The 18106-nt window shown below is 66.5% G+C and carries 22 protein-coding genes, 2 tRNA genes and 1 pseudogene; 18 read left to right on the top strand and 7 right to left on the bottom strand.

Going from position 1 to position 18106, the window contains the following annotated elements:
• The first annotated feature begins 140 nt into the window (after positions 1–140).
• The gene (locus M8I34_RS39280) at positions 141–1217 is read left to right on the top strand and encodes a hypothetical protein (RefSeq protein ID WP_250057883.1); all 1077 of its coding nucleotides are present in this window, start codon (positions 141–143) and stop codon (positions 1215–1217) included.
• A gap of 76 nt (positions 1218–1293) precedes the next feature.
• On the opposite strand, the gene M8I34_RS39275 is transcribed toward M8I34_RS39280, so the two are convergent.
• The gene (locus tag M8I34_RS39275) at positions 1294–1812 is read right to left on the bottom strand and encodes a hypothetical protein (protein WP_250057882.1); all 519 of its coding nucleotides are present in this window, start codon (positions 1810–1812) and stop codon (positions 1294–1296) included.
• Positions 1813–2076: 264 nt separating this feature from the next.
• Positions 2077–2832: a GntR family transcriptional regulator gene (locus M8I34_RS39270; RefSeq protein ID WP_250057881.1), complete on the bottom strand. Its 756-nt coding sequence runs from the start codon at positions 2830–2832 to the stop codon at positions 2077–2079.
• 77 nt (positions 2833–2909) lie between these two features.
• Between M8I34_RS39270 and M8I34_RS39265 the strand changes: the two genes are divergently transcribed.
• The 4 genes from M8I34_RS39265 (at position 2910) to M8I34_RS39245 (ending at position 4854) form a co-directional block, all read left to right on the top strand.
• Complete coding sequence (locus M8I34_RS39265) at positions 2910–3188, top strand: hypothetical protein (protein WP_250057880.1); 279 nt, start codon at positions 2910–2912, stop codon at positions 3186–3188.
• A 12-nt stretch (positions 3189–3200) separates the two neighbouring features.
• The gene (locus M8I34_RS39260) at positions 3201–3353 is read left to right on the top strand and encodes a hypothetical protein (RefSeq protein WP_250057879.1); all 153 of its coding nucleotides are present in this window, start codon (positions 3201–3203) and stop codon (positions 3351–3353) included.
• A 431-nt stretch (positions 3354–3784) separates the two neighbouring features.
• The gene (locus M8I34_RS39250; RefSeq protein ID WP_250057894.1) at positions 3785–4516 is read left to right on the top strand and encodes a GntR family transcriptional regulator; all 732 of its coding nucleotides are present in this window, start codon (positions 3785–3787) and stop codon (positions 4514–4516) included.
• Positions 4513–4854: a hypothetical protein gene (locus tag M8I34_RS39245; RefSeq protein ID WP_250057877.1), complete on the top strand. Its 342-nt coding sequence runs from the start codon at positions 4513–4515 to the stop codon at positions 4852–4854. The genes M8I34_RS39250 and M8I34_RS39245 overlap by 4 nt, the downstream gene beginning before the upstream one ends.
• Before the next feature lie 125 nt (positions 4855–4979).
• On the opposite strand, the gene M8I34_RS39240 is transcribed toward M8I34_RS39245, so the two are convergent.
• Positions 4980–5165 (bottom strand): hypothetical protein, encoded by a 186-nt coding sequence (locus M8I34_RS39240; RefSeq protein WP_250057876.1) that lies wholly within the window; start codon positions 5163–5165, stop codon positions 4980–4982.
• 1227 nt (positions 5166–6392) lie between these two features.
• Between M8I34_RS39240 and M8I34_RS39235 the strand changes: the two genes are divergently transcribed.
• Positions 6393–7187 carry a TIGR04255 family protein gene (locus M8I34_RS39235; protein ID WP_250057875.1) on the top strand — a complete coding sequence of 265 codons (795 nt, stop codon included), beginning with the start codon at positions 6393–6395 and terminating at the stop codon, positions 7185–7187.
• Positions 7184–7741, top strand: a complete 558-nt coding sequence (locus M8I34_RS39230; RefSeq protein ID WP_250057874.1) for a hypothetical protein — start codon at positions 7184–7186, stop codon at positions 7739–7741. Before M8I34_RS39235 ends, M8I34_RS39230 begins: the two co-directional genes overlap by 4 nt.
• 809 nt (positions 7742–8550) lie before the next feature.
• Here M8I34_RS39230 and M8I34_RS39225 read toward each other — a convergent pair.
• Complete coding sequence (locus tag M8I34_RS39225; RefSeq protein ID WP_250057873.1) at positions 8551–9018, bottom strand: NUDIX hydrolase; 468 nt, start codon at positions 9016–9018, stop codon at positions 8551–8553.
• 18 nt (positions 9019–9036) lie between these two features.
• Here M8I34_RS39225 and M8I34_RS39220 point away from each other — a divergent pair, with 18 nt between their 5' ends.
• The 10 genes from M8I34_RS39220 to xerC all read left to right on the top strand — a co-directional run bounded on the left by M8I34_RS39220 (position 9037) and on the right by xerC (position 16076).
• Positions 9037–9816 carry a GntR family transcriptional regulator gene (locus tag M8I34_RS39220; protein WP_250057872.1) on the top strand — a complete coding sequence of 260 codons (780 nt, stop codon included), beginning with the start codon at positions 9037–9039 and terminating at the stop codon, positions 9814–9816.
• A gap of 135 nt (positions 9817–9951) precedes the next feature.
• Positions 9952–10308, top strand: coding sequence for a hypothetical protein (locus M8I34_RS39215; RefSeq protein WP_250057871.1), 357 nt, complete (start codon positions 9952–9954; stop codon positions 10306–10308).
• A 2-nt stretch (positions 10309–10310) separates the two neighbouring features.
• Positions 10311–11666, top strand: a complete 1356-nt coding sequence (locus M8I34_RS39210) for an FtsK/SpoIIIE domain-containing protein (protein ID WP_250057870.1) — start codon at positions 10311–10313, stop codon at positions 11664–11666.
• An 81-nt stretch (positions 11667–11747) separates the two neighbouring features.
• A complete protein-coding gene (locus M8I34_RS39205; protein ID WP_250057869.1) occupies positions 11748–12428 on the top strand; it encodes a DUF2637 domain-containing protein in 681 nt (226 codons plus the stop codon).
• Between the two features lie 18 nt (positions 12429–12446).
• Positions 12447–12638 carry a mobile element transfer protein gene (locus tag M8I34_RS39200; RefSeq protein WP_250057868.1) on the top strand — a complete coding sequence of 64 codons (192 nt, stop codon included), beginning with the start codon at positions 12447–12449 and terminating at the stop codon, positions 12636–12638.
• Positions 12639–12655: 17 nt separating this feature from the next.
• The gene (locus tag M8I34_RS39195) at positions 12656–12811 is read left to right on the top strand and encodes a hypothetical protein (protein WP_250057867.1); all 156 of its coding nucleotides are present in this window, start codon (positions 12656–12658) and stop codon (positions 12809–12811) included.
• A 23-nt stretch (positions 12812–12834) separates the two neighbouring features.
• Positions 12835–13143, top strand: a complete 309-nt coding sequence (locus M8I34_RS39190) for a SpdD-like protein (RefSeq protein WP_250057866.1) — start codon at positions 12835–12837, stop codon at positions 13141–13143.
• Between the two features lie 88 nt (positions 13144–13231).
• Positions 13232–14647, top strand: coding sequence for a replication initiator protein RepSA (gene repSA, locus M8I34_RS39185; RefSeq protein ID WP_284051318.1), 1416 nt, complete (start codon positions 13232–13234; stop codon positions 14645–14647).
• The gene (locus M8I34_RS39180; RefSeq protein ID WP_250057864.1) at positions 14644–14853 is read left to right on the top strand and encodes an excisionase family DNA-binding protein; all 210 of its coding nucleotides are present in this window, start codon (positions 14644–14646) and stop codon (positions 14851–14853) included. Before repSA ends, M8I34_RS39180 begins: the two co-directional genes overlap by 4 nt.
• Positions 14841–16076, top strand: coding sequence for a site-specific integrase (gene xerC, locus M8I34_RS39175; RefSeq protein ID WP_250057863.1), 1236 nt, complete (start codon positions 14841–14843; stop codon positions 16074–16076). Before M8I34_RS39180 ends, xerC begins: the two co-directional genes overlap by 13 nt.
• Before the next feature lie 78 nt (positions 16077–16154).
• Here the strand turns inward: xerC and M8I34_RS39170 are convergent.
• From M8I34_RS39170 to M8I34_RS39160, 3 genes are all read right to left on the bottom strand, one after another.
• Positions 16155–16227: transfer RNA gene (locus M8I34_RS39170), tRNA-Arg, on the bottom strand.
• 133 nt (positions 16228–16360) lie between these two features.
• Positions 16361–16966 carry a phosphohydrolase gene (locus M8I34_RS39165; protein ID WP_308372784.1) on the bottom strand — a complete coding sequence of 202 codons (606 nt, stop codon included), beginning with the start codon at positions 16964–16966 and terminating at the stop codon, positions 16361–16363.
• A 420-nt stretch (positions 16967–17386) separates the two neighbouring features.
• Positions 17387–17477, bottom strand: a tRNA-Ser gene (locus tag M8I34_RS39160).
• Between the two features lie 242 nt (positions 17478–17719).
• On the opposite strand from M8I34_RS39160, the pseudogene M8I34_RS39155 reads away from it, so the two are divergent.
• Positions 17720–18106 (top strand): annotated as a pseudogene (locus tag M8I34_RS39155) (hypothetical protein); the annotation flags it as partial.

Genomic DNA, 18106 nt, shown 5'->3' with positions numbered 1-18106 from the left:
GTTCCCCTCAGATTTCCGCCTGGTCGGGTAGACTTGCAGACGGATTGATCCTCATGAGCGCTAAGTTGACATTGAATAGATAAATATGCGACCTGGCCCACATACGGATCAAACCGTAGTGCTCAAAGGGGAGGGGAAAGTTGCCGCCGAAAGACGGAAAGGTCGAGGTTCGACTAGAGGCGCTACGTGCGCTACGGCGCGGCGAGTTGCCAGCCGTCACGGCTGAGACGCTGCGCCTCTGGCAGGAGGGTCGCCAGCCGACCGACATCCGCGTGCGGCGCACGTACCTCCGGAACGACGAACTCAAGTCGGTAGAGGATGAGCGGAAGCCCTTGCCGATGGAAGAGCGCCCACTGGCGGCTCGCATGATCACCCCCAAGGGCGTCGCGCTGAAGCTGCACCTCATGCTGTTGTTCGCCGCGCAGTGCGCTGCGAAGCCAGGTAAGGCGTGGAAGAACCCGTACCCCGTGGAGCCGACGCCGCAGAGTGATCACTCATGGGTGGGTTTGATCGCGACCATCGCCAGATACCGCGGTCCAGGCATCCAGGGCGCCTCGGTTGCCACCAATAAACGGCGACAGGTCACGGAGGCGCTGAAGAAGTTGGAGGGGCTCAGCCTGATACGCCCCACCAAGGGCCCTGGGCGGGGGCGGCAGGGTTTCGACCTGCTGCACGAGAACGGGAAGAGCACGCCAGCAGCCGGAGTGCCGTATACGGTGCCGGTTGACGCCGAGCCGTTCGTAGAGGTTCCTAGGGAGTTCTTCACCGAGGGTTGGGTGCATGTCCTGACGAACAGCGAGATCGCCGCGCTGCTGATGTGGCTCGATGCTCTTAAGTACGACGCATCGCCGACCTCTGTACCGTTGCTGTTCGTCACGAGGGTCACGAGCGCTGTGAGACAGGGGGCTTACGGGCTCGGGCGAGAGGCCTACGAGACTCATCAACAGCTCGACGCCTTCCAACTGCTCGACGTACTCCGACCGGAGAAGCGTCACTACGACGGCAAGTGGCAAGAGTTCGCCCAGGACAGCAGCGACCTAGCCTGCCATCGCGTCGCGTTGACCCCGAACGGGTTCAGTCGAGATGCCGGCGAAGTGGTTCAAGAGGTGCTGCAACGCCGGGATGCCCGCGGGGACTGGTCGCGGCCGCCGAATGCATCCCGTCGCTACTGGACAATCAAGCTGCGCAAGGCCGCGCGTGATGATGGCGCCGAGTAGGCGGTCGCGACCGGGGGGCCTGCGCGCCCTGCACGCACGCACCACTGACATGGAGCTAGCCCGGGGTGGATCTTGATCAGCTATCCAACAGGCGTCGACAAAACGCGGTGAAGGTAGCCAAGGCTTCGTGGCTTGTTTCCCTGTGATGCATGAGCTCAGGCAGGCTCACCGACCAATCCGCTCCCGTGAATCGGCCCTCGCGTAGGCCGATACCAAGGAACATACTGTTCGCCCATGTGTACAACTCGGTGACCATTTCCGCAGCTTCGGCGGCTGCTTCCTCTGGGCCTTCGAGGGCGACCAGAGTCTCGGCTGCGTTCAGCTTGCGGACTGCCTCGCTGAACCCTTCGGCAAGTTCACCAGAGGACGGCTCACGGCCTTCGTAAGCATCCAGGGCGTTGCTGCCAAACCTGAGGGCTTCGGACGTTTGACTCACGAGCTGGCTATAGGCGTCTCGCCTCTGCTGACGACGCCAGTACTCATGTTGATTGCGCTTCTGATCTCGCCCGGTCAGTCGAGCGGCTCCCAGAGTACCCACGACGCCGATCAGGCCCCCGACCGCTGCTCCTATTAGGCCTGCCATGCCCTGGTCCACAGCACCAGTAAAGCTCAATGTCTGGTTCGCTGAGCTAGATCAACGTGCTTTGGCCCCTTGTTTGCCCCCCGGACAGGCAGAAGGCACATTCGCGATCAGGCGAATGTGCCTCTGACCTGTGTCGGGGTGGCGGGATTTGAACTCACGACCCCTTCGTCCCGAAACAAACCAACGACTTCTGCGACCTGGGGTTTGCCCGCCGCTGCCCCGTCGCAACGGTCCCTGGATGCGCCTGTCAACTTCGGGCTACGAGCGTCCGGTCCACTAAGGGCTGATGGGCATCTCGTAGACGATCTCGCACAGAGCGGCTGGGACCACGATGTCCGCTGTCTCCACGGGCCGCCCCTGGTCGCTGTAGTACGTCCGCCGGATGTGCGTGACCAGGCTGGCCTTCTGGATGCCGAGGAGCGACGCCTCCTCGACATTCGCTTGCCGCGGCTCCGGCTGCTCCACAGCATGGCTGACCGCGATCCCGATCTCGGCCATGCGGTTCACCACGCCCACCCCGGCGTGCGGCCCGCCCTCCGGGAGGACGACAACGGTGCCGGCGGTGAGGTCGTATGGCTCCCAGCTCGTCGACAGCTGCACCGGCTTGCCGTCGGCGAGGAACTCGTACACGGTGCGGACGCACAGGTCGCCCTCGGCGATACCGAGGCGTGCCGCGATCTCAGCAGGGGCCGGGACCTTCGCCTCGGTCCGGCTTTCCCAATCCCCCAGCTTGCCCACGGCCTTCATATCCGCGCGAAATGGGGACCCGCCAGGCTGCTCGCGCGCCGAGGAGCGGACCATGCGTACGCGCTGACGAGGGGCGGCGACGTAGGTGCCGGATCCGGCGCGGCCTTCCAGCGCTCCCTGAGAGATCAGCAGCTCTTGAGCGCGACGAATCACGTTCTCGCCGACGCCGCACTCCTGGGCGATCTGGGCGCGTGACGGGAGCCGGTCTCCCGCCGTCCACTCATGCTCCGCAATCCGTCGCCGGAGCTCGTCAGCGATGCGGAGATACGGCGGCTGCTCAGACATATGGAAAATCTAGTCCACTAGCTCTAATCTAGTTAACTAGCTTCACTCCAAGTGATCGCCAGTGACGGAGGCTGCCTGTGCCTGCTTCGGAATTAAGAGCCGAAGACATCGCAGCCCGGTTGTCCGCCGCCGGCCTCACCCCGCGCGTGGAGCAGCACCGCCAAGTCACGTCGATCGAAGCGGAGGTACCGGAATCGCTCTCCGCCGAGTCGTGGCGGGAGGCCTTGGAAGCAGTAGCGGAGGCCGATCGATTCGGGCTCCTCGCCAACAGCTTGAACGGCCGCACCTTATGGGCCGCCGTACGCACAGCGGCCCCCGCGACGGGCGATGTCCGGGGGCCTGGCCGTCAGCGATAGGAGCTGATCAGCGTGTTCAACCGTATCCGCCATACCGTCTCGCGCACCGATGAGCGGTGCGTTCTGATGAGCCGCCGCCGCCGTTCCCCGATGCCCGTCGGGCCGGCCGCGGAGCTTCGCGATCCCTTTGCCCACAACTGGTTCGCGACGGCGGAGGCCCTCTGATGCCTCCTCGTCAGCATCTTCGGGTGACCCACCCGAAGGCTGTCCCTACCAGTCGAGTTCCTGCCGGATCGGTACGCACTTTGAGTGCGCGCAGTCTTCCCCCGCTACCGCACCAATTGGCATCCCCGTGGTCTACGAGGCGTGCAGTTGCTCCTGCCACACAGTGGCCGACCGCGGCAACCGAACGGACGGACCCCAGTGAGGGGCTGGGCACCGAGCGGTGCAGCGGCCGCCCCTGTCGAGATCACCTCTGCCAGCGTGCAGCGCGGCGACGTCATCCAGATCGGCGGTCACCCGTGTCGGGTGATCGACCTCTGCCAGCTCCCCGGTGGAGCGAAGCACCTCCGCTTCGAGTCGGACGAACTTCTCACCATGCACTCCCGCACTCGGCTCGTAGCCCTGCGCACGCTGAGAAGGTGGTGATGCAGCCCATGCCATCCCGCCGTCATGTCATCGCCGATGACATTCGGAACCAGATCTCGACCGGCTGGATCAAGGCCGGCGCATGTCTCCCTTCTGAGGCGCAGCTCGCCTCCCGCTACGCGGTCAGCACGGCGACGCTGCGGAGCGCCCTCTCGGTCCTCCAGGGTGAAGGCCTCGTCGAGAAGATCCACGGCAAGGGAAACTTCGTCCGCTACCCCCTCCGCAGAATCACGTACGTCGGCGGTGGTTGCACACCCCGGACGGAGTCCTCGCCCGAGTCGCCGTTACGCGTCAGCGTCCGCACCACCAACCTCCCGGCGCACGGTCAACTGATCGGCCTGCTGAGGGTGTCGGCAAGCAGCCCACTCACCGAATTTCTCTGCCTCAGCCACGAAGGCAAGTCACCGCACAGCCTCGCTCGTATCTACGTACCTCGCGACCTGTCGCCGACCGACGTTCCCGCCGAATCGCACTGCTGCAAGGGCGTTGAGGCGAAGCTGGCGGAACTCCGCCCGCCACTGGCCGAGGTCCGGGAACGAGTCAGCGCCCGTCCTCCAACACCAGGGGAATCGGCGACCCTTCGCATCAGCTCGGCCCTGCCAGTGCTCGCGATCACACGCGTGGCGGCCGACTGCACGGGACGCGTGGTCGAGGCGGCTCTCCTGGTGCTTCCCGGCGACCGCGCCGACGCACTCTTCACCACCCACCACATGACCGACGAGAGGATCAGCGGAGGATGACGACCCACGATGAGCTGCGGCTCCTCCCGTGGTCAGGACCCGAGGGCAACCCCTGCTATTTGAGTACCGAGGACAGCGGCAGCTACCTGTCCCGCCTGGCTGACCACACCGAAGCGGTGCAGCTGGAAATGGCAGCCGAGCTCCTGGAGCACGCGGTCGAAGTACTCGGCGACGGGGAGCCGAACGAGGTCCGGCTCCTGGCGATGGACATGACTGAAGCCCTGCGTGACGTGCGCCGTGTAGCGATCAGCCGCGGTCACCGCCTGCCGCTGACGGGTCCTCCCGCTTGCGAAGGAGACGACGAGGGACCACGGCTGCCGGCAGCGGCCTTCGGCTAGCAGGACACAACGAACGGCAGGGGAGCCCCATTCTCAATCAGAGGCTCCCCTGCCGTTCGTTCCGGCCATCCCGCAGCCGAGCGCCTGAGCTCGCGCGATAGTGACCGATACTGCTCTGGCGCCGATCACTCAAGCCATTGGGGGGCGACTGGGAGCTGTTCGCTGTGGGGCCACGTGAAGGTGCGGTCCGGTTCGAGATGGGCGTCTCCCCAATGGATGACATGGACGCCGGTCTCCACGGCGGCCGTGAAGAAGACGCAGACGAGCTTCGTGGAGGCGCCCAACTCCTCGAAAGCTTCGTGCAGCTCCAAGTACTCCTCGGTTGTCAGATCGTCATCGAGGTCGAACAGCCCCTCCGGAGCCTGTGGCCCGTGGGCCGAGAACAGCCGCCGGCGCGTAGGGGAGGCATTAGAAGGCAACCGAGCGCGATCCAGAGGCCTCGGCCTGTCCGCGTACCTGAAGGGGAATATTGCGTGATCGTTGATCACCGCGTACTCATATCCGCGCACGTTTCGTACGGACTCGCCCAACTCCCGAGCCGTGTCTGCCAAGTTCTCGCGCACCGCTTCTGCGAGGGTGGAACCGTAGGGACTTCGCTTCTTCAACCGGGCCGTGAGGTGCGTGGCGTGAGCCTGCGCGTGCGCCCGAGCCAGCTGCATCGGCACTGCAGCGGCGAGACTACTGGCCTGCCGCCCAAACCGTTTCACTGCCCAGCCCAAAGGCGCGACACCGTCCTTACCTGACACAGACATACAGCGTTCCTCCCCCTGGCCGTCTGCCTATGAACTGTGTGACACGTGCTCGAAGTGGCCACAAGGGAGCGATCCAGCCACACGGGATGGCGAGTCCGGTAGAAGACCATGGATAGCCGCTTGTGAACCTGGTGGCGATCTTTCGTGGTGCATCTGCTGGTCGGTAGGCGGGGCGTCTAACTCCGTCCTCAATACGAGGACAGGGACTGTTCAGTGCCCTCGTTGACCAGGGTTGCCCCTCCGCTCGGGCAAACGTCTGGCACGCCTTGGTTCGCTGCCTGTCTGAACCTCAGCCGACGACAGTCAGCCACGACGGCGGGTGCGCCGACCGATCCACGCGCGCGTGTGCCTCGCGGTACCAGCTCCTGCCTCAGCCACTCTGTCCGGTTACAAGCCCCCCCCCCCCGCAGTCGGCTTGCCTGAACGATGATCGACCGCCGCATTAGGAGTTCGATCCACAAGGCTTCTTATCCGGTCGTCGCGACGACTGCACTGACGCCTGAGGTTGACTGAAGCCACCGTCGTCCGCTGCCGTTGATGTCAGCTATGGATGTCAGACAACAGGTCTGGATTCGGCCAGGGGCGCCGGTAGGTCACTTGCTGCCCTTCGTCGTGGGGGAAGCTGGGCGACCAAGACCCTAAGGATCTTCACCCTGCCGGGTGTAACTTTGGGGCAAATCCGCGCAGACCGCCTTCCAGTGGCCAGGCTTCCCGCATGCTGAGAAGCTCAAAGTCTGTTCACTGTTCGCTGCTGACGGGTACCCTTGCATTCGGGGGGAGGGGTGTATGTCCGAGTCATTACGCTTTGAGCGGCCGCCTGTCCAAGAAGTAACGCTCGTCTTCTTGTGTCAGCCGATGGGGCGGCTTCAGACGTTGGATCTTGCTCCTTTGCGGGTTGAGTGGAGAGCTGACTATCCGCAACTGCAAGAGGTTGCGCCTATGGCCCCATGGAATCCGGCGGATAGGGAATCCGTAGAATTCGTCCGGGCGGGATTGTCGTGGCCGGTGGGCCTGTGTTCCTTTTCTACGGAGTCTGGCGACAAGAAGATAAGGTTCCAGCAGGACCGATTCTTGTTGTCGTGGAGCTTCGGCGAGGGGGTTCAGGAATACCCTGGATTCGAGGCGTTGAAGGATGAATTGCTCGAGAAGTTCACTCAATTCTCCAAGCTCGTCCACGACGCCACAGACGCATACCCCAATGTTCAGCGCGTAGACGTTCAATACGTCAATCTCCTGCAAGGCGTGTCCGCCCATGATTGCATGGCGGGAATCTTGAACGGATGGTCATCCGGCTCAGTCTTCCCATTCAGGAAGCCTGATTATTCTGGATTCCGAGTTCACTATCAAGAGTCTGAATTGAACTCTGATATTGCGGTTCTTATTGGCGTTGACTCGATGGTGGGCGAATCTTCCTCGGGTGATTTCGTCGAAAGCTCCACGATTACCTTGGATGCCGAGGCCGCCGTGGGTAGCCAAACCGATTACCTGCAGATGCTGGACTCGGCTCATGATGTACTGACAGCTGCATTCCTTGAGGTTACTAGCGAAGACATGCGAGAAGGTTGGGGTGAGATTTCGTGAATGCCTTTAGTCTGGGGCAGAGTGAGCTCTTCCCGCACTTGGCGATGCGCGCTGGCGTTCGAGTAGCCGCCGACCTCTGGATGATCCGACGCACTCCTGCGGCTGCGCCTCGTGATCGCCGCCTTGCCGGGGAACGTGAGAGCGAAAATAAGCTGGAGTTGCAGACCTACATCAGTAGCAAACTCCATGAGCTCAGGGCCCTCCCCACGGATTGGGATGGAGCCGGGGGCGAACCGCTGGCGCAGGCTGTCACTCATCAGGCGTACCGCACGATGGACCAGCTGACCGATTTTCGATCGGTGTTTCCGTTCGTTACCCCTGGCGAGGAGGGATCTGCTCTGTTTGAGTGGAGGGCCGGCATGGAGCGCCTGGAAATCGAGTTCCTTCCGGAGGGGCCACCCTACGTCAGCTATCGGGACGCCGACGGGGTCACGCAGGTTGATGGGGACCTCGGTAGTCGTGGCGCGAGTTATGGGCAGGTCCGGCGCGTGCTGGCTTCGCTCTCCGCGCGCATCTGGATGTCTAACCCTAATTGGAAGCAGTTGTTTTCCTGAGGGTTCACGTGAAGGCGCACGCTTTGAGGGGGAGTGTTGAGCTGGGATGATGAATCCATACCGGACGGCGAAGTTATCTATCGCAGAATTCCGGATAAGCCGGACTTTCTAGCCCCCGATCTCCTTACTGGGGAGCGTCGTCCTACGCGTACCGCATTTCAGTGGGATGATGACGGTATTTCTGTGCATCGGAGCTCGCTTCTTGAAAGTTGCGGGCTTGGTGCGGATGCAGTGGTACGCAGGCAAGGGCAGCAAGTGTATGGCTTCGAGGCTCAAGCGCCGAGGAGTTGCGGCGCAGGAGTGGTTGACGATCCGTTTCCAGACGATCCTCCGGCAGGCATGGCGCATGCGCTGATTCAGTGCGAAACGACTAAGCCTGATCGTCCGCGAAGGCGGAAGATCGCTGAAACTCTTGCAGACGCAGCACGGCGCTACTTTCCGCCTAGCGATGCATCATCTGATACGCGCTAGTTGAGGGATTCGTACAAGGTCGGTGGAGCGGCTTTGGGCTGGAGCTACTTTGGGGCGAGTGATCATGGCGCCTAAGCTTCCGGCCAGTCGGGCAGTCTGTGGACCTGCCCGTTAAAGCGCGACGTTGGGGCCATGATCTTGGAGGCTCGCCCCAAAGTGGCTGCCGAAAGCGGTGGAGCCGACCGGCCCCAGCCACAGCGGTTTTCTCTGGCCTTCGCCCGCTTGCACGCAGCGCGCCGCCGGGCGCGGCCAGCCGGGGCGCAGACAGGAGGCAGGCCGCGCCGCAGAGGCGGCGCGCGCCCGCGCCGTGCGCGGGCCTTGATGAAGTAGAGAAAGTTCTACCGCGCCTGCGTCAGTCGCTTGCCGTCATGGCTTCGTACGTGAGGGCCTGCCCCGTCGAGGGCATCCAGGAACCGGACCGCGTAGACCTCGGACATGGACTCCGCCACCTCGTCGGGCGTGAGCCAGGTGACCGCCGTCGATTCGCTGGAGGTGCGCTCTTCGCCGCCGACCAGCTTGCAGCGGAAGACCAGGGCCACGATGCCTCGTGTCGTGTTCTTGTAGACCCCGGTGAGCTCGTCCACCTCGATGTGGATGCCCGTCTCTTCCCAGACCTCGCGTCGTACGCCGGCCTCCGGGGTCTCATCGAGTTCGAGCACTCCGCCCGGGAGTTCCCAAGCGCCGTTGTCGGCCCGCCGGATCGTTAGAAGCTTGCCGTCCTCGCGGACCACCACTCCGGCCACGGACACGGAGTGCAGTGGCGTTGACTGGGCTTCCGGAGCGCTGTTACTCATGTACAGGAGCATAGGAGGATGGGAAGAACTATGGGAACCGCGGTAGGAGGGGGTAGGGCCGTACCTCGATACGTGCAGATCGCCGACGACATCGTGCAGCAGATCAGAGCCGGGGTCCTCAAGCCCGGCGAGATGGTGCCGAGTGAATCCGAGCTGGTCGAGCGCTACGGCGTTGCGGGCGGCACGATCCGTAAGGCGATGGTGGAGGTCCGTGCGAGCGGCCTGGTGGAGACCCGCCACGGCAAGGGCTCGATCGTGAAGGACCGGCCGCCGGTACGGCACCGCTCCTCCGACCGCTTCCGACGCTCGCACCGGCAGGGCGGCAAGGCTGCGTATCTGGCGGAGTCCGCGCAGTCGGGAGCCACGGCCAAGGTCAGCGTGCTGTACATCGGCCCCATGGAGGTCCCGGAGGGCGTCGCCGGTCGTCTCGGAGTCGAGCCAGGCACTCAGGTCCTTGCCCGCCGGCGGCTCTACTTTCGTAACGGCACTCCGGTCGAGACGGCCAGCTCGTACCTGCCATGGGACGTCGTGAAGGACATCCCCGAGCTCTTTGCCGAGAACCCCGGTGGTGGCGGCATCTACGCCCGAATCGAAGACCACGGGCATGAGTTCGCAGAGTTCGTCGAGACCTTGCAGGCTCGGTCGGCCACCAAGGCCGAAGCGTCCGAGCTGGCGCTCAGCCCTGGTGCCCCCGTCGTGCATCTCGTCCGTGAAGCGCTGACGATCGAAGGCCGCGTGGTGGAGGTCTGCGACACCCTCATGGCCGCTGACCAGTTCGTTTTCAGCTACCGCATCCCCGCTACGGACTGACGCCCGCTCAACTCTCCTCAGCCCGCCCCGACTTCTTCGTCGAGGCGGGTTGACTCATGTACAGGAGTCCGGCACTCTTCTGTAACTCATGTACATGAGTGACTGAGTTCAGCATCTATAGAGGAGTGATCCGTAGTGCGTCAGATCCCCGTCGACACCTCCGCCGCGACCGTGATGGTCGCGAAGCAGCCGCAGATCAAGGTCAAGGACCGCCGTACCGGTGAGGTCGCCCTCGACGTCGAGACCGGAGCGAAGCTGATGACCGTGGACGTGATGTTCGCCGCCAACGACGCGGTGGAGATCCTGTCCGTCACCGTCCCTGAGAGCGGGGTCTCCGGTGAGCTGGGCATGGGCACCCCGGTGGCGCTGACCGACCTGATCGCCCGGCCGTGGGAAAACGAGTTCAACGGGCAGAAGCGGCACGGCATCGCGTTCCGCGCCGTGGCGGTCACCTCGCTGGCCGCCGGTGGCTCGCAGGCTGAGGCGGCCTGATCATGGCCCGCCTCTCGGTCGTACTGCTGCTGGTCGTCGCCACCGCTCTCGTGCTGCGGTGGCGGCGCCCCGCCTGGTACTGGATGACCTTCGGGGTCGTCCTCGCCGCGCTGCGGGTCTTAGTCCGGTACGCCTCGGTCATGGACGCCTGCGGCCTGACGGTCCCGCCCCCGCGCTGGCGGCTCGCACTCTCCCGCATGACCGACCGCCCGGCCCCCGAGTCGCGTGCCCCACGCATTCTCCGTCTCCGGCCGACCCGTACCGGGCTCGTCCTGCGGCTCAAACTCCGGCCCGGCCAGGACGTTTTCGATGTCTCCGCCGCCACCGATCGGCTGCGGCACTCGTTCGGGATGTACGGCGTCACCGCCCGGGAGATCCGCTCCGGAGTCGTCGAACTGCGGATGACGGGCTACGACGTGCTCAGGCGCGTGCAGATGCCCGCCAAGATCGACCGCACTCCGATGCGCCTGCCCGTCGCACTGCGTGAGGACGGGGCGGTCCACTACCGAGATTTCCGGATCGTCCCGCACGGACTCACGATCGGGGCCACCGAGTCGGGCAAGTCCGTCTACCAGCGCAACTTGGTGGCCAGCCTCGCCGCTCAGGACGTCGCGCTCGTCGGTATCGACTGCAAGCAGGGTGTCGAGCTGTTCCCATTGGCTCGCCGCTTCTCCGCCCTCGCCGACAGCCAGGACACCGCTCTCGATCTGCTCGAAGCCCTGGTCTCGCACATGGAATCCGTCTACCAACTCGTCCGCGAGGAACAGCGCATCAGGGTGAATGTCCCCGATGCGGAGATCGCTGCCGACATCTGGGATCTGGCCGAGGACCTCCGTCCCACGCCTGTCGTGGTCCTGGTGGACGAGGTGGCCGAACTCGCGCTCATCGCCTCCAAGGAGGAGGAGAGGCGCCGGGACCGGATCATCACCGCGCTCGTCCGCCTGGCCCAGCTCGGCCGCGCTGCCGGCATCTACCTGGAGATCTGCGGCCAGCGCTTCGGCTCCGAACTCGGCAAGGGCATCACCATGCTCCGGGCCCAGCTCACCGGCCGTACCGCGCATCGGGTCAACGACGAGGCCAGCGCCAACATGGCCTTCGGCGACATCTCCCCTGACGCCGCACTGGCCGCCATTCAGATACCCGCAGACGCCCCCGGCATCGCGATCGTTGGTGACTCGACTGGCGGCTGGTCTCGCATCCGGGCCCCGCACACCTCGCTGCGCGAAGCAGTGAACCTCTGCAACAACTACGCAGACCGCACGCCGGAACTGCCCGCGCTCGCGCCATTCCGGCCCGCCGTCGCCCCGCCGGCCACCACCGCCGTATCGCTCACCAAGGCGTCCACCACGACTGCCTGACCCTCCCGCTCCAAGGTCGGCGCCACCTCGACGCGCCAGCTCCCTACCCCCTCCATGCCAGATCCCGGAAGGAGAACCGTCATGGGACGCATTCGCCCGGACCCTGTTCTCGTACAAGCAGTCATCGCCGGAGCGCTCTCCTTCGCCCACCTCCACGACCTGGCCGCTGCTGCCGGACAGGACGGCTGGAAGGCGTGGGCCTACCCGGTCAGCGTCGACCTGCTGCTGGTCGTGGCCTGGCGGCGGCTCCGCAACGACGGCCCGTCCCGGCTCGCCTGGTGCTGGTTCCTGATCGCTCTGGTGGCTTCGCTCGGCGCCAACGTCGCGACCGCAGGATTCCTCGATCTCCAGCACCCGCCCGCCTGGCTCCGCTTCGGGATCGCCGGATGGCCTGCGCTCGCCTTCCTCGGCGGGACCCTGCTGGCGCATACGCGGAGTGCCGCACAAGCCACTGATTCCACCTCGCCGGCCGACGTGGCTCCGGCACCCGCTCCCGTACCCGCTCCGGTCCCGACAGCTGAACCTCCTGCCGACCCAGCCGAGTTGATCGACGCCGACCTTCCCGCGGCTGAACCACCCGCCGAACCGCCCCGGCCCGCCCCTGCACCTGCGCCCGTCCCGGCAGCCCTCGTCGCCCACGCCCGCAAGGTCGCCGACGAGCACCGCGCCCGCACTGGGGACCGGATCGACAGCGACACCCTGCGGGCCCGCCTCGGCGTCCCGCCCCAGCTCGCCGACTCCATCGCCGCCCAACTCACCTGACCAGCAAGGAGAAAAACCATGCCCGCCCGCCACCACTTCCACTCCGTCATGCGGATCGGCCCCGTGCAGACCGGCACCTATCGCGACCGCTTCGGCCGCACCCAGCACGCCGCCGTCTGCACCGCCAACCGCTGCGGCTGGTCCGCCGACTTCTCCAGCCGCTCGGCCGCCCAGCTCGCCGCCCGTACCCACCGCTGCACCGTCCGCTGACCGACTGAGGAGACCGCATGGACGTCCCGCTCTGGCTCGCTCTGATCGCCGTCGGCTACCTCGGCATCAAGCTCATCCGCCCGCCCTGGTGGCTCGTGGCCGTGTTCCTCCTCGGCGGCTACCTCCTCGCCGACAGTTTCCTGGCCTCTGTCATCGACACGGCCGTCAAGTAACGCCCGCAGAAGGGAGATCCACCATGTTCCGCCCCAAGGTCCCGACCAACCCGACGCCCACCGGGCTCGTCATCCAGCCCTCCGTCGAACCGATCGCCACCGTGCGGCACACCCCGCTGCCAGCCCCGGTCGCTCAGTCCTCGACCCGCCCCGCGGTTCAGCTCACGCCCGGCACCGCGCTCGCCCTCGTCGGCGGCGGCACGGCTGTGGTCCTGGTCGTCGGCACCGTCCTGGTCTCGATGCTCCTGGCGGTCGCCATAAGCGGGGTGTCCGTCGCCGTCTGCGCGGTCGTCCTCCGCTCGCTGCTCGCCTCCGGGCGCACGCACCGCTGACCGGCCCCGGGCGGCCTCAACCGCCAAGTCTCCGCCGCCCGGGAGCCGTGCTCCTGTCCGAACCACAGATCCGGAAGGAAGCCCCATCATGACCGACCACACCCACGTACGTGGGAGGTCGCCCGTGCCTGACACGCTCCTCGACCCGACCACCCTCGGCGACCTGCTGCGGGTGGCCTCGGCCCCCGACTACGACCGCTGGGCAGACCAGATCCACCGCACCGGCGGCTGCTCCGACCCCATCCACCTCACCGGCTGGACCCTCACCAAGGACCGCACGTCGGGCGAGACCCTGCGCCACTACTCGACCGCCTCCGAACCCGGCGGACGACTCCGCCTCGCCTGCGGCAACCGCCGCGCCTCCCGCTGCCCCGCCTGCGCCTGGACCTACGCCGGAGACACCTACCACCTCATCCGCGCCGGCCTGGCCGGAGACAACCGCCGCGACATCCCCGGCACCGTCCGAGACCACCCCCGCGTCTTCACCACCCTCACCGCGCCCTCCTTCGGCCCCGTGCACAACCGGCCCGACCGAGGCGTCTGCCGCTGCGGCACACAGCACAGCGCGGACGATCCGGCGCTCGGCACCGCACTGGACCCCGAGACGTACGACTACGCCGCCGCCGTCCTGTTCAACAACCACGCGGGCGACCTCTGGCAACGCTTCACCACCCGCCTCCGCCGCGAACTGGCCGCCCGCGCCGACCTCACCCAACGCGACCTCAAGGCATCGGCCCGCCTCTCCTTCGGCAAGGTCGCCGAGTTCCAGAAGCGCGGCGCCCTCCACTTCCATGCGGTGATCCGCATCGACGGACCGGACGGGCCCGGAACACCGCCGCCATCGTGGGCCAGCGCCGACCTACTGACCGACGCGATCCACGCCGCCGCCGCGCACTCCTACACCTCGGTCACGGCCCCGGCCTCCGGAGACCAGCCCACCCGGACCTTCCGTTGGGGCACGCAGCTGGACGTACGGCCGGTCAAGGCGTTCGGCGACGGCTCCGACATCACCGAACAGGCGGTGGCCTCCTATGTGGCGAAGTACGCGACCAAGGCTGCCGAGACCACCGGCACTCTGGACCGGCGCATCGGCGAACTCGCCGAGCTGGACCGCCACCAGGTCCCCGAACACACCCGCCGCCTGATCATCGCGTGCAAGACCCTGGATCCGCTCTACCCGGACCGTCGCCTCTGGGGCTGGGCCCACATGCTCGGCTTCCGCGGCCACTTCTCCTCCAAGTCCCGCCGCTACTCGACCACCCTCGGCGAACTCCGCGCGGCCCGCGCCGACTTCCGCGCCACCCAGGAACGCGAAGCGCTCGGCCTCGAACCCCCGGAGCCGGACACCGTCCTCGTCCTGACCGACTGGCAGTACGTCGGCCACGGCCATACCCCCGGCGAATCCGCCCTCGCCGCCACCATCGCCCGCGACATCCAGACCAACCGCGACACCGCACGCCAAGCCCGCGCCGAACTCGAAGCCGAAGGAGACGACTGGACATGACCACCACCGTGATCGCAAGGAAGTGGCACACCACCGCCGAAGTCGCGCAGATGCTCGGCTACGGCCTCTCCAAGACCAAGATGCTCGTCCTCACCGGAGACATCCGCTCGGTCAAGGACGGCCGCAACCGCCGCATCCTGCCGCGCTGGGTGGACGAGTACGTCAAGCGCCTGGCCCGTGAGGCTGAAGCGGAGTGGTCGGCATGAGCGGCAAGCGCGGCAACGGTGAAGGCTCCATCTACCCCTACAAGAACAGCTTCGCCGCCTACGCCTGGGTCACCACCCCGGACGGCAAGAAGAAGCGCAAGTACGTCTACGGCAAGACCCGCGAAGACGTCCACGACAAGTGGATCAAGCTGCACGCTGAGGCGAAGAAAGGCCCTGTAGCGACTCGGCACCGCACGCTGAGCGCCTTCCTGGCGTACTGGCTTGAGTCAATCGTGAAGCCCAACCTCGCGCCCCTGTCCTACGTCTCGTACGAGGGCTGCGTGCGGCTGTACATCGCTCCCCACCTCGGCACGAAGCGGCTGGACAAGCTCACCGTGCGGGATGTGCGCGAATGGCTGACGAAGCTGACGACCACCTGCCAGTGCTGTGCCCAGGGGAAGGACGCCAAGAGGGCTCCCAGCCGTCGACGCTGCTGTGCTGCCGGAGAGTGCTGTGAGGCGTTTGCATCCCGCCGGGTGATCCAAGCCGCTCGCGACGCACTGCGGGCCGCCCTGACGCATGCGGTCGCCGAGGAAGAGATCGGGAAGAACGTCGCCGCCCTGGTGAAGGTGCCCAAGCCTCGGCGCCGCCGTATCAAGCCGTGGTCCGCCGTTGAGGCCGGTCAGTTCCTCGCGGACGGCGTGACCCGTGAAGACCCCCTGTTGGCGGCCTGGGTGCTCGTGCTGTGCCTCGGGCTCCGCCGCGGGGAGGTGCTGGGCCTGACGTGGAAGTCGATCGACTTCGAGGCAGGTGAGCTGTACGTGGACCACCAGATCCAGCGGGCGGGGCGTCAGATCCTCCACCGCGAGACCAAGACCGAGGAGTCGGACGACTTCCTGCCGCTGCCCGCGCTCTGCCTCAAGGCGCTCCGGATGCGACGCGCTCAGCAGTTCGGGGACCGGAAGGCGTCCGGTGATCTCTGGCAGGACGGTCACGGGCTGGTCTTCACGACGAAGTACGGCACCCCGATCGAGCCGGGGAACCTCACCCGGATGTTCGCTCTCCGTGCCCGTCGCGCCGGCCTCCGGGTCATCCCGCTGCGGAACACCCGGCACACCTGTAGTTCGCTCCTGGTCGCCCTCGGAGTCCACCCGAAGGTGGCGCAGCGCATCCTGCGGCACTCACAGATCTCGATGACGATGGAGGTCTACGCCGAGGCGAGTGAGGAAGCGGTGCGCTCGGCCCTGGGCCAGCTGTCCGAAGCGATGGGCGGCGCCGGCTGACCCGGTTGCTGTACTTCGCTGCTGTACGGCACGACAAAGCCCCCGTCCGGGTGACCCGGCGGGGGCTTTGATCTGCTGTGCGCTCGGCAGGATTCGAACCTGCAACCTTCTGATCCGTAGTCAGATGCTCTATCCGTTAAGCTACGAGCGCTTGGCTTTCCGGCGGTTTTTCTTGCCGGTCGGCGTTGCGGGAACAACATTACATGACCTGCGCCGTGAGGCGAAATCCATTGCCCGCAGCACCTCTGACCTGCGGAAACGCCCTCCTGGGGGACTTCGGGAGGTTATTGGGGCCAGGGGGAGTCCTCGATGATCCGGACGAAGTTCGGGCGGGTGTAGTCCTCTTCGAAGCGGTCCAGGACGTCGGACTTCGCATTGCCGACGGTGGTCCGGGGGCGGTGGGTCAGGCCGGCGTGGAAGGCGTGGGGGATGCGGCGCTTGAAGTCGGGCGCGGGTGGGCGGCGGCGACGGCCTCGCGGGCTTCCAGGGAGGGAGCGCGTCGTAGCCGATGCCGAGGACGTCGAGGTCGACGCCGGCTGTGACGAGCGCCACTTCGGGGCCATGTGGTGCGGAAATTCCGGGGTGGTGTGCAGGGCGATGCCCTCCCAGATCAGGCGGGCGCGGTCGGCGGGGATGCCGCGGGCGGTCAGGAAAGCGCGGGCCTCGTCGGCGCCGTCGAGCTCGAAGCGCTGCCGGCCGGTGCGGAACTTCTCGGTGAGACCGAGGTCGTGGAAGAGGGCTCCCACGTAGAGCAGCTCCGGGTCGAAGTCCAGGCCGTGACGACGGCCGTGAAGTCCAGGCCGTACCGACCCGCACCGACAGCCGTGGTGGGCGGCGAAGAGGTAGACGGGGGATCCCGGCGTGTGGGAGGGCGGGGGCGGGTTGTCCACAGGTGTGGACAGCGCATCGCCCCGGACCTTGGGCGCGGCGCGGGCCGGACGCGGGGGGGGGAGCTGGGCGGGGCGAGCTGAGCTGAGCTGAGCTGGGGGGTGAGAGGAGCGGAGATCGTTTCCGGGCGCTCAGGCCGTTCCCGTTCCTGCGCGCAGACTGTTCCCGTATGCCTGGCTCCCGCTCCTAGCCCCACCCCGACCCCGACCCCGACTCCGACCCCGGCTCCGACCCCCGACTCCGGCTCTGGCTCCGACCCCGACCCGGCCCTGGCTCCGGCCCCGGGCCCTGCCCCGGGCAGCGAAGATCGCCTCGCGCCGTACGGCAAAGATCGCTTCGCGCTCGGCGGGGAAGATCGTCCCGGGCTGCATAAAAGCGTTCAGGCCCCGGTCGGAGATGACCGGGGCCTGAACGAATAGGAGCGGAGGCGGAGGGATTTGAACCCTCGATGGGGGGTAAGCCCCAAACCGCATTAGCAGTGCGGCGCCATAGACCGGACTAGGCGACGCCTCCACACACCCCACACGCGCATGCACGTTGTGGCGTGTCCAGATGATGGCACAGCTCCCAGGGCTGTCACCAATCGCCCCCTACGGTACTAGGCGCTCGGGCCACCCGGCAAAGACGTTCCTGCGGCGCAACGTCGGGGGCGGCAGCGCGTTAGAGGTGTCGGGGCCGTGGCAACTCGCGTTGTCGTGCGCCCCCGGCGTGTACGTACCGCGTACCGCCTCGCACTCGCCTCTCAGGAGCCTGTGATGCCGCACCGCCGGACGTCATCCCTCTTCGCCGCGGCCGCCAGCGCCGCCACCACGGCTGTGACCCGTCTCTCCGCCACCACAGCCGCCGCGGGCCGCCTCTCCACCACCACCGCCGCCGTGTCCATCGTCTCCGTCACCGCGGCGCTGGCCCTGGCGGCGCCCGCCGCCTCGGCCGCTCCGATCCCGCTGCCGCACCACCGGTCCGGGAACGGCATCACCGGTGCGGGCCATCACGCCCTCGCCGGTCACCCAGCCGTGGCCAGTCACTCCTCCCTGGCCGGTCCCCCAGCCGTGGCCAGTGACTCCTCGCTCGCCGGTCACCCAGCCGTCATCGGTCACCCAGCGGTCGCCGGTCGCTCCCCCCTCTCCGGCCCCCCAGCCGTC

This window comes from Streptomyces sp. MCA2, from assembly GCF_023544705.1.
GTDB classification, from domain to species: domain Bacteria; phylum Actinomycetota; class Actinomycetes; order Streptomycetales; family Streptomycetaceae; genus Streptomyces; species Streptomyces decoyicus.
The sequence above is the reverse complement of the archived record's forward strand: the minus strand, read 5'-3'. Positions and strand labels throughout refer to the sequence as shown.